This is a genomic window from Agrobacterium pusense, from assembly GCF_900102105.1.
In the GTDB taxonomy this organism is placed as follows: Bacteria; Pseudomonadota; Alphaproteobacteria; order Rhizobiales; family Rhizobiaceae; genus Agrobacterium; species Agrobacterium pusense.
The window spans coordinates 206702-217182 of the sequence record NZ_FNBB01000010.1 but is presented as its reverse complement, the minus strand read 5'-3'; the positions used below and the strand labels follow the sequence as shown (position 1 = coordinate 217182).

General features: G+C 59.5%; 9 protein-coding genes. 5 read left to right on the top strand and 4 right to left on the bottom strand.

Annotated features, from left to right (window positions below):
• Nucleotides 1-278 precede the first annotated feature (278 nt).
• A complete protein-coding gene (locus BLU28_RS20590) occupies nt 279-995 on the bottom strand; it encodes a FadR/GntR family transcriptional regulator (protein WP_035207984.1) in 717 nt (238 codons plus the stop codon).
• Between the two features lie 118 nt (nt 996-1113).
• A complete protein-coding gene (locus BLU28_RS20585; RefSeq protein ID WP_077986975.1) occupies nt 1114-2559 on the bottom strand; it encodes an FAD-binding oxidoreductase in 1446 nt (481 codons plus the stop codon).
• 200 nt (nt 2560-2759) lie between these two features.
• Here BLU28_RS20585 and denD point away from each other — a divergent pair, with 200 nt between their 5' ends.
• From denD to BLU28_RS20565, 4 genes are all read left to right on the top strand, one after another.
• Nucleotides 2760-3746, top strand: coding sequence for a D-erythronate dehydrogenase (gene denD / locus BLU28_RS20580; protein WP_006698295.1), 987 nt, complete (start codon nt 2760-2762; stop codon nt 3744-3746).
• Nucleotides 3743-4645 (top strand): NAD(P)-dependent oxidoreductase, encoded by a 903-nt coding sequence (locus tag BLU28_RS20575; protein WP_006698294.1) that lies wholly within the window; start codon nt 3743-3745, stop codon nt 4643-4645. The genes denD and BLU28_RS20575 overlap by 4 nt, the downstream gene beginning before the upstream one ends.
• A gap of 9 nt (nt 4646-4654) precedes the next feature.
• On the top strand, nt 4655-6439 hold the full coding sequence (locus tag BLU28_RS20570) for an IlvD/Edd family dehydratase (RefSeq protein ID WP_060942438.1): 1785 nt from the start codon (nt 4655-4657) through the stop codon (nt 6437-6439).
• Between the two features lie 110 nt (nt 6440-6549).
• Nucleotides 6550-7524: a threonine ammonia-lyase gene (locus BLU28_RS20565; RefSeq protein WP_004444004.1), complete on the top strand. Its 975-nt coding sequence runs from the start codon at nt 6550-6552 to the stop codon at nt 7522-7524.
• An 11-nt stretch (nt 7525-7535) separates the two neighbouring features.
• Here the strand turns inward: BLU28_RS20565 and BLU28_RS20560 are convergent, their stop codons facing one another.
• On the bottom strand, nt 7536-8639 hold the full coding sequence (locus tag BLU28_RS20560) for an NAD(P)/FAD-dependent oxidoreductase (protein WP_077987042.1): 1104 nt from the start codon (nt 8637-8639) through the stop codon (nt 7536-7538).
• A 227-nt stretch (nt 8640-8866) separates the two neighbouring features.
• Here BLU28_RS20560 and BLU28_RS20555 point away from each other — a divergent pair, with 227 nt between their 5' ends.
• Nucleotides 8867-9010, top strand: a complete 144-nt coding sequence (locus BLU28_RS20555) for a hypothetical protein (RefSeq protein WP_004443999.1) — start codon at nt 8867-8869, stop codon at nt 9008-9010.
• A gap of 76 nt (nt 9011-9086) precedes the next feature.
• Here the strand turns inward: BLU28_RS20555 and BLU28_RS20550 are convergent, their stop codons facing one another.
• Nucleotides 9087-10265 (bottom strand): M20 aminoacylase family protein, encoded by a 1179-nt coding sequence (locus BLU28_RS20550; protein ID WP_175477716.1) that lies wholly within the window; start codon nt 10263-10265, stop codon nt 9087-9089.
• Nucleotides 10266-10481: the final 216 nt, after the last annotated feature.

Below are 10481 nucleotides of genomic sequence, written 5' to 3'. Positions count from 1 at the left end.
GACCAGACGCGGCCGACGAGCAAAGCGTTTTCATAATCCTCAGGCAAAATTGCGGTAGCGTCGATCGACCTTACGCCGGCCATGTATATCCTCCCCTTTCAGACTTCCGACAGGCCGCCTCCTGCGGTCTTATTGTCTGGATGTCTGACAACCTAATCTTATTCTTCTTAGTATGACTTTTCGAGCGAGTCTAGCGGTCTCGCGGACAAATTTATCATGTATCGCTCATGAAGCGCGGAAACCTGTCCTATAGCTTGACTGCCAGTCCTTTTTTCCAGTCAAAATATATCCAGCTCCAGATTGACGCGGCTTGCCGCACCAATCAGATGCTTGCGCATCGCGTTCTTGGCCGCGGGCGCATCAGCTTTTTCCACGGCCTCGTAAATTGCCACATGTTCGGCAATCGTTACCTCGAGAATTTCCCCAAAAACCGCCCGGGAGAAAGCGATGTTGATGGCGGAACTGATGCGCTCCGCAATGAAGCCGAGGAACATCAGGAAATATTCGTTTTGTGTGGCCTCAGCCAGAATACGGTGGAAGTCCAGATCGGCGGCAACGCCTTCCGTCGACCAATCGTCGGCGGTTTTCATCTTTTCCAGTGCCGCGGCCAGTCGCGCCAACTGCTGCGGGCTACGATGCAATGCCGCCAGCCCTGCTGCTTCTATTTCCAGCGGCATGCGAAGCTGGAAAAGATCGCGGAAGTTCTCCGGATCGTTCAGCCGGGAGCGCTCGATGCGGATGGACAGTCTCTGCCGGGGATCGGTGACGAATGCGCCCACGCCCTGCCGGGTTTCGACGAAACCTTCATTGCGCAATTGTGCTATCGCCTCGCGGATGACAGAGCGGCTCACCCCGAAGGTTTTTGCCAGCACATGTTCAGTCGGCAGCCTGTCGCCCGGCCCGAGTTTCGAATCGTTGATCTCGCGTGCGATCTCTGCGGCGATGCGGCCGGGGAGATGATCGTTGCGATGTATCTGATTGAACTCCAGCGTCATGGTTGCTCCCGTTCCACAGAAACGATTGGTTCGTTTTTCCCGCTGCAGACGACTTCCTCCTTCGCCGTCAGCGGGGTTTTTTAAGGCGGCGTTTTCAGCCGCCTCTGCCGTACCTTGATTAGCTATCCGGTTGCAGGGTTATCTGGCAACCGGGATTCATCCGCAAATCAGGGTCGAAGGTGTTTTTCAGGCCAGTGATCATCCGCCGCTGCACATCAGATAGCCGGCTTTCGAAATCCGAGCGTTTCAACCGGCCGATGCCGTGCTCGGCGCTGATGCTGCCGACGTAACGGTCGAGGACGTCATTGACGAGCGTTTTGGACTTGTAGATGAATGCTTCGCGCTCTTCCGGCGTCGAGCCGTTCGGCGGCAGTACGTTGAGGTGGACGTTTCCGTCTCCCACATGGCCGTAGGAAACAGCGAGGCACTCCGGCAGTTTTTCCGCCAGTTCCGCTTCAGCTTCGGCCACGAAAGCCGCGAGTTTTGACAGCGGTACGGAAATATCGGTGCGCATATGGCTGCCGCGCAGCGCCTGGCCTTCGTTCATGCCTTCGCGGAATAGCCAAAGCGATTGCGCCTGCGCCCGTGACGATGCGATGACGCCATCCAGCACCAGCCCGTCTTCCATGACGCCTTCGAGGAAGCGGCCCATCAGGTCTGCGGTGTCGACCAGGCCGGAGCCTGAAATTTCCATCAGTACATAGGCCGGGTAGTCACCGGCGATCGGCATTTTAAGGTCGGGGATTGCCTCGATCGCCAGCGTGAAGGCGACCGGCGGCATAAATTCGAAGGCAGACATCAGGTCGCAGCATTCGCGACGGGCGCGACGGTAAAGCTTGATGGCATCGTTAAGCGAATTGAGGCCGAGCAGCGCCGTTTCGACGTGTTCCGGATTGGGGTAAAGCTTGACGGCAACGGCGGTGATAATGCCGAGCGTTCCTTCCGCACCGATGAAAAGCTGCTTCAGGTCGATGCCGCGATTATCCTTGCGCAGCGTCGACAGCCCATTCCAGATAGTGCCGTCCGGTAGCACCACTTCGAGACCCAGGACCAGTTCGCGCGTCATCCCGTACCGCAGCACATTGATGCCGCCGGCATTTGTGGAGACATTACCGCCTATACGGCAGCTACCCTGGGCCCCAAGTGATAGCGGGAAGAACATACCCTTGTCCTGCACCGCGTCCTTGAATTCCGAGAGAATGCAGCCCGCTTCCACGACGGCGGAAAAATCGTCGCTGTCTATGGTGCGGATGGCGTTCATGCGCTCGAGGCTAAGAACGACCTGGCGTTTAGGCGCATCGGGAATGCCGCCGAGTACAAGACCGGTATTGCCGCCCTGAGGGATGATGGCGAGTCCGAGTTCGGCGCAGGCGCGCACCGTATCAGATACTTCCTCCGTCGACCGGGGACGGATCACGGCTACAGCCGAACTGGTGACGTCGCCATGCCAGTCCCTGCAATAACGCAGCATGTCCTCCGGCGACGTGAGCACCAAAGCCTCGCCCAACCTGTTCTTCAGCGAGAATCGCAATTCCCCGATATCGTGTTCGCTGACGATCGTCATTCCACCCTCTCCGCTCAATCCGCCCTGAAATGTCCGGGCAAGGCTTCTTCGCCCTTGCTTTTGCCGGTTTGTGAAAAAATACTATTTTCAACTCGATCATATAAGGTTATCAGACAACCTTACAAGCTAATTTATCGGTCGGTTGGCTGATGATGTTTTTTCGGTCTCGGGAGAACGACCGGGACAAAGAGGAGGAAGACATGCATATCGCAATTATTGGCGCCGCTGGCATGGTGGGCCGCAAGCTGACGCAGCGTCTCGTCAAGGACGGGTCACTGGGTGGCAAGGCGGTGGAGAAATTCACGCTTATCGACGTGTTCCAGCCCGAAGCGCCCGCCGGTTTTTCCGGTGCCGTCGATGCGCGCGCGGCCGATCTTTCCGCACCTGGCGAAGCCGAAAAGCTGGTCGAAGCCCGTCCGGATGTCATCTTCCACCTTGCCGCTATCGTCTCCGGCGAAGCCGAACTCGATTTCGACAAGGGCTACCGCATCAATCTCGACGGCACGCGTTATCTCTTCGATGCCATCCGCCTTGCCAACGGCAAGGATGGCTACAAGCCGCGCGTGGTCTTCACCTCCTCGATCGCCGTGTTCGGTGCGCCGCTTCCCTATCCGATCCCGGACGAATTCCACACCACGCCGCTGACCAGCTACGGTACGCAGAAGGCTATCTGCGAATTGCTCCTGTCCGACTACAGCCGCCGCGGTTTCTTTGACGGCATCGGCATTCGCCTTCCCACCATCTGCATTCGTCCCGGCAAGCCGAATGCGGCTGCCTCCGGCTTCTTCTCCAATATCCTGCGCGAGCCGCTGGTTGGCCAGGAGGCGGTTCTGCCGGTGCCGGAAAGCATTCGCCATTGGCACGCCTCGCCGCGTTCCGCCGTCGGTTTCCTTATTCATGGTGCCACGATCGACGTCGAAAAGGTCGGCCCGCGCCGCAACCTGTCGATGCCGGGCCTCAGCGCCACCGTCGGCGAGCAGATTGAGGCACTGCGCAAGGTGGCGGGGGAAAAGGCCGTCGCCCTCATCCGTCGCGAGCCGAACGAGATGATCATGCGCATGTGCGAAGGCTGGGCACCCGGTTTCGAAGCCAAGCGTGCCCGCGAACTCGGCTTTACGGCCGAAAGCTCCTTCGAAGAGATTATTCAGGTTCATATTGAGGACGAACTGGGAGGTTCACTGAAATGAGTGTCGGCGGGGAGGAGAAGAAGCGCTCGGTCGCCTTCATCGGCACCGGCCTGATGGGAGGGCCGATGGCCCGGCGCCTGCTGGGTGCGGGCTTTTCGGTCACGGTCTGGAACCGCAGTGTCGATAAGGCCGAGGCTCTTGTTGCCGATGGCGCGGTCGTCGCGGCATCGCCGGCAGATGCAGCCAAGGGCGCCGATATTGTCATCACGATGCTGAGTGACGGCAAGGCCGTGGGCGAGGTGCTGTTCGAGGCCGGTGTGGCCGAAGCGCTGAAAAAGGGGGCTGTCGTCATCGACAGCAGCTCGATTGCGCCGCCGATCGCGCGTGAACACTCCTCCCGGCTTCAGGCGCTTGGCATCCATCACGTCGATGCACCGGTTTCGGGCGGTGTGCCGGGCGCGACGGCCGGTACGCTCGCCATCATGGCCGGTGGAGACGAGGCGCTGATCGCGGATCTTGCTGATGTCTTTGCACCGATGGGCCGGCTCACCTATGTGGGTCCCTCGGGTGCCGGCCAGCTCTGCAAGCTCGCCAACCAGCAGATCGTCGCCATTACGATCGGCGCGGTTGCCGAAGCGATGATGCTGGTGGAAGCGGGAGGAGCCTCTCGCGAAGGTTTCCGCAACGCCATACGTGGCGGCTTTGCCGAAAGCCGGATACTGGAATTGCATGGCGAACGCATGGTGAAGCGCAATTTCGTGCCGGGTGGTCCATCCAAATTCCAGCTCAAGGATCTGAATGGCGTGTTGGCAACGGCGAAGGACCTGTCGCTTACCCTGCCGCTTACGCAGCAGGTGACGCGGGAATTCGACGACTTCGTTGGTGACGGCGGTGCCGATATCGATCACAGCGGCATCCTGCTTTACCTCGAAAAACTCAACAACCGCGAACAGGGCTGAGGCAGGCTTATGAGCGACGAGAAGACACCCATGCGCCGGCTGCGATCGCAGGACTGGTTCGACAACCCTGATCATCTCGACATGACGGCGCTCTATCTGGAGCGCTTCATGAATTATGGCGTAACGCCGGAAGAACTGCGTTCCGGCAAGCCGGTGATCGGCATCGCACAGAGCGGCAGCGATCTTACGCCCTGCAACCGCGTCCATGTGGAGTTGGTGAAGCGTGTGCGCGACGGCATCCGTGATGCGGGCGGTATTCCTATCGAATTCCCGACCCATCCGATGTTCGAAAACTGCAAGCGCCCGACGGCAGCGCTCGACCGCAATCTTGCCTATCTCAGCCTCGTGGAAGTGCTTTACGGCTATCCGCTCGACGGTGTCGTGTTAACGACGGGCTGCGACAAGACCACGCCCTCGGCACTGATGGCGGCAAGCACGGTCGATATTCCGGCCATCGTGCTCTCCGGCGGGCCGATGCTCGACGGTTATCATGAGGGCGATCTGGTCGGTTCCGGCACTGTGATCTGGCGCATGCGCCGCAAATATGGCGCTGGCGAAATCACCCGGGAGGAGTTTCTGCAGGCGGCGCTGGAATCCGCGCCATCGGTCGGGCATTGCAACACCATGGGCACGGCGTCGACAATGAACGCCATCGCGGAAGCGCTTGGCATGTCGCTTACCGGCTGCGGCGCAATCCCCGCCGCTTACCGTGAGCGCGGCCAGATGGCCTATCGCACCGGTCGCCGCGCCGTCGAACTGGTTGTTGAGAATATCAAGCCCTCGGACATCATGACGCGCGAAGCCTTCCTGAACGCGATCCGCGTCAACTCGGCGATCGGTGGCTCCACCAATGCCCAACCGCATCTCGCGGCGATGGCGAAACATGCGGGCGTTGAACTCCGTGAAGAGGACTGGCAGGTCCACGGTTACGATATTCCGCTGTTGGCCAACATACAGCCGGCCGGCAAATGGCTCGGTGAGAAATATCACCGCGCCGGCGGCACGCCCGCCATCATGTGGGAGCTTCTGCAGGCGGGCAAGCTCGATGGAAGCTGTCGGACCGTGACCGGTAGAACAGTGGCTGAAAATCTGGAAGGTCGGGAATCGACCGACCGAGATGTGATCCTTCCTTATGAAAATCCGCTGAAGGAACGGGCAGGTTTCCTGGTTCTCAAGGGCAATCTGTTCGATTTCGCCATCATGAAGACGAGCGTGATCTCGGCGGAGTTCCGGCAGCGCTATCTCAACGAGCCGGGCCACGAGGGAATTTTCGAGGGCAGATGCGTGGTTTTTGACGGTTCGGAAGACTATCACGCCCGCATCAATGATCCGTCCCTCAATATTGATGAGCGTACCATTCTCGTCATTCGTGGTGCGGGGCCGCTTGGCTGGCCGGGTTCGGCCGAGGTGGTCAACATGCAGCCGCCGGATGCGCTTTTGAAAAAAGGAATCACCAGCCTGCCGACGATCGGTGACGGCCGGCAATCGGGAACGGCGGACAGCCCGTCCATTCTCAACGCCTCGCCCGAAAGTGCGGCCGGCGGTGGCCTGGCGTGGCTTCGCACGGGCGATGTGATCCGCATCGACTTCAACAAGGGCGAGTGTAACGTGCTGGTGCCGGATGAGGAGCTTGCAGCCCGCAAGGCAGACGGCATTCCGGCTGTTCCCGCGGATGCGACGCCCTGGCAGCGCATTTATCGTCAGTCGGTAACGCAGCTTTCGGACGGCGCGGTTCTCGAAGGCGCTGCGGATTTCCGCCGCATTGCCGAGAAGATGCCCCGGCACAATCATTGATCACACGACCAGAATCCCCGGCCACGTCCGGGGATTTTTCTTTTCGGGCAGTTTCGTAAATGCGTGTGACCTCATAAGGTGCCTGCACATCCGCATTATAGGGGCAGGACATGACTGATATTTCGATGATAGAAGCCGCGCGGGAGCGCATCGGCACTCAAGCGGTTCGGACGCCGCTTCTCTCATCACCTTTTCTGGACGAGATTGCCGGGCGAAAGCTCTTCGTAAAAGCTGAATGCCTGCAAAGAACGGGTTCCTTCAAGTTTCGTGGCGGCTGGTCGGCCGTCTCAGGCCTGCCTGCGGAGGTCCGCGCCAAAGGTGTCATCGCCTTTTCCTCCGGTAACCATGCGCAGGGCGTGGCGCTTGCCGCCAGCCTCCACGGCGTTCCCGCCGTCATCATCATGCCGATGGATGCACCGAAGATCAAAATCGACAATACCCGTGCTTATGGCGCGGAGGTGGTGCTTTATGACCGCGCGAATGAGGATCGCGATGCCATTGGGGACCGCATTTCGCGCGAGCGCGGGTTGACGCTGATCAGGCCTTATGACGAACCGCTGGTCATTGCCGGGCAGGGGACGGTGGGGCTCGAGATTGCTGAACAGGGCGCGGAACTGGGTATCGATTCAGCCGAGATCCTGGTGCCGTGCGGCGGCGGCGGCCTTACATCCGGCATATCCCTTGCGCTTGCAGCGAAAGCACCGAACTATAAGGTCAGGACTTCGGAACCGGAGCGGTTCGATGATGTGGCACGCTCTCTTGCCTCGGGCAAGATCGAGCGGAACGCCACGACCTCGGGTTCGATCTGCGATGCGATCGTTACGCCGCAGCCCGGTAACATTACCTTCCCGATCATGGTTGGGCTTTGCGGGAAAGGCATCGCCGTGACCGAAGAGGAAGCGCTGCGGGCAATGGTTCTCGCCTTCAACCGGCTGAAGATCGTCGTTGAGCCCGGTGGGGCGGTGGCCCTGGCGGCGGCCCTCTTCCATGGCGATGAACTGGAGAGTGAAACGGTGATCGCAGTCGCTTCCGGCGGCAATGTCGATCCGGAGGTCATGACGGGTGCGCTGTCCCGTTTCGGCTGAGCGGGTTGGGATCAAGCCCCAAGCCGCGCCGCGACCTCGTTGGCGATGGCCAGCGAGGCAGTAAGGCCGGGGCTTTCGATGCCGAAGAGATTGACGAGACCGTTGACGCCATGCGTCTCCGGCCCGTCAATGCGGAAATCCATAGCGAGTTCGTCCGGACCTGAAATCTTCGGCCGGATTCCAGAATAGGCCGGAATCAACGCGTGGTCGGGAAGGCGCGGCCAATAACGCCGTATCGTATCATCAAAACCTTCCATGCGTTGGGGATCGACGGCGTAATCGATGGCGTCCACCCACTCCACATCCGGGCCGAAACGAGCCTGGCCAGCAAGATCGAGGGTGAGATGTACGCCAAGGCCATGAGTATGAGGTGCCGGGTAGATGAGCCTTGAAAAGGGTGACTTGCCGGCCAGCGAAAAATAGCTGCCCTTGGCGAAACGCGCCTGCGGGATACCATCCTCCGGCAATCCCTCTATCTTTCTTGCCACCATCGGCGCAACAAGTCCGGCGGAATTGATGAGCAGCCGGCACGTCAGGCTGGTGGGCTCCGCGCCGCCGACGTGGATCCGAAAACCATCGCCCGCCACTTCCGCCCTTTCGAAGGGGGCGTTGACGGCCATGGCCGCGCCGTGATCCTGTGCGTCTCCGAACAGCGCCAGCATGTATCCGTGACTGTCGATGATACCGGTCGAAGGTGACGTAAGGGCTGCAACGCAGGTGAGCGCGGGTTCGAGTAAAACCGCCTGTCGTTCATCAATCAGCTCAAGATCGTTACATCCGTTGGCCTTGCCCTTCTCCTGGAGAGTGGCGAGCATGGCCGTCTCTTCATGGCTCGTGGCGACGATGAGTTTGCCGCAGCGGCGATGAGCAACGCCGTGGCTCTGGCAGAAAGCATAAAGACGCTCCTTGCCCTCCACGCAAAGTCGGGCCTTGAGGCTTCCAGGCGGGTAATAAAGGCCTGCGTGGATAACTTCGCTGTTGCGGGAGGAAGTGACCGAGCCAAATTCCTTTTCGCTTTCCAGGATGACGACGAAGAGGCCGCGCATAGCGAGTTCTCGCGCTGTCGCCAGGCCGATCACACCGGCTCCAATGATGATGGCGTCGATATCTGTCATGGTATTTTCCGTGTCCGCATTGCCTTCAGACGGAAAGCGCCCCGTCGCGCTGATGCCGCGCAATGGGTAGATTGATGCTTGCCGCCCGGCAAGTTGCAATCCGTATTTTTCCCGATGCACCTATCTTATGGAATATTATCTCTACTGAAACAGTGGGGAATAAAGCTATTCTATGAGTGAAATAAGCAATGCCCGCTTTGAAGGGCCGAGCAGGAAGGGAGTGTACAATGTCTTATTCCAAGGCAGGAAAAGTAAAAGACTTTGTTTCGCAGCCCCAGTCGCCGCGCAACTGGAAAGATTCGGTTCATGCGGCTCTCGTCGGCGTCTGCATGGCCTTTGTCGCTGCCGTCATATTCGGTCTCGTTCCCTGATCCTCCCGATCTTCTCATCAGGTAATTTGAGAACAAAAGGCCGGTCGCTCCTCCGACCGGCCTTTTTCATTCCCATTCACGACTTCAGGTAATCTTCCGCAAGATCGACCCAGAAAGCGGTTCCGATTGGCAGGATTTCGTCGTTGAAATCAAATTTTAGATGGTGCAACGGCGGGTCGTTGTCGGTTCGTGCGGTGCCGAGGAAGAAATAACAGCCCGGCCGTTTCTCCAGCATGTAGGCAAAGTCTTCCGCGCCCATCGACGGGCGCTGCATTTCTGCGACCTTTTCAGGCCCGGCAAAACGGCGGGCGAGATCGGCGACATAATCTGTTTCCGCCCTGTGGTTGACGGTTGCATTATAACCGCGCTCGTAATCGATGGTGACGCTCATGCCGTAGCTGGCCGCCTGGCCTTCGGCTATCGCCCGAATGCGCTTTTCCAGCTCATCGCGCACGCCCGGATCGAAGGAACGGATGGTCAGTAGCATTTCCGCCGTTTCGGGAATGACGTTGCTGGCAGCACCGGCATGGAAGGCGCCAACGGTGACGACCGCCGACAGCTGCGGATGGATGTTGCGTGAAACCACCGTCTGCAGCGCCATGATGATGCTTGCCCCGGCAACGATAGGGTCAGCGGCATCCTGCGGTTCGGCGCCGTGGCCGCCATAACCGTTGACGGTGATCTTGCACTCGTCGACCGCGGCAAGGATCGGCCCGTCGCGCAGCACGAAGTGCCCGAAGGGCAGGCCGGGGTCGTTGTGGAGTGCAAAAACCGCATCGCAGGGAAAGCGGTCGAACAGGCCGTCCTCGATCATGATGCGGGCGCCGCCGAAATTTTCCTCCGCCGGCTGGAAGATCAGATGCAGTGTTCCGTTAAAATTCCTGCGCTCGGCGATGATCTTCGCTGCGCCGAGCAGCATTGCAGTGTGGCCATCATGGCCGCAGGCATGCATCACGCCCTGATTGGCGCTCGCATATTCCGCCCCCGTTTCTTCGTGGATCGGCAGGGCGTCGATATCGGCTCGAATGCCAAGCGTGCGCGTGCTGTCACCATTGCGCAGCGTGGCGACAACGCCAGTGCCGGCGAGCCCGCGCGTTACCTTGTACCCCATCGCCAGCAATTGTTCGGCAATGAAATCCGAGGTCTTGAACTCGGAGAGGCCTATTTCAGGGTGACGGTGCAGGTGGCGGCGGATTGCCACCACATCCGGCATATGATTGGCAAAAGACGTCATGGTGACGGTCTGTCTGGTCATTTTCGAAGTCCCGAGTTTCGCCGTTTTTTACGGTGCTTTTTCAAAATGACATAGCAGCATATGCATGGGCATGTAAGGGGCGCCACAGGCACTCAGACGGCCTGAAATTCAGCGCTTGCATCGGGTCGCGACAGGTGGCATGGAACTATTGATGTCCTGGGGCATTAGCGTCTTTCGGATGTAGCGCGAACCGTTCCGGTTTCGTGTTGCCCTTCA

Bases quoted from the DNA above. Each gene is read 5' to 3' on its own strand.
- BLU28_RS20590 (WP_035207984.1), bottom strand. From the start codon at position 995: ATGACGCTGGAGTTCAATCAGATACATCGCAACGATCATCTCCCCGGC.
- BLU28_RS20585 (WP_077986975.1), bottom strand. From the start codon at position 2,559: ATGACGATCGTCAGCGAACACGATATCGGGGAATTGCGATTCTCGCTG.
- denD (WP_006698295.1), top strand. From the start codon at position 2,760: ATGCATATCGCAATTATTGGCGCCGCTGGCATGGTGGGCCGCAAGCTG.
- BLU28_RS20575 (WP_006698294.1), top strand. From the start codon at position 3,743: ATGAGTGTCGGCGGGGAGGAGAAGAAGCGCTCGGTCGCCTTCATCGGC.
- BLU28_RS20570 (WP_060942438.1), top strand. From the start codon at position 4,655: ATGAGCGACGAGAAGACACCCATGCGCCGGCTGCGATCGCAGGACTGG.
- BLU28_RS20565 (WP_004444004.1), top strand. From the start codon at position 6,550: ATGACTGATATTTCGATGATAGAAGCCGCGCGGGAGCGCATCGGCACT.
- BLU28_RS20560 (WP_077987042.1), bottom strand. From the start codon at position 8,639: ATGACAGATATCGACGCCATCATCATTGGAGCCGGTGTGATCGGCCTG.
- BLU28_RS20555 (WP_004443999.1), top strand. From the start codon at position 8,867: ATGTCTTATTCCAAGGCAGGAAAAGTAAAAGACTTTGTTTCGCAGCCC.
- BLU28_RS20550 (WP_175477716.1), bottom strand. From the start codon at position 10,265: ATGACCAGACAGACCGTCACCATGACGTCTTTTGCCAATCATATGCCG.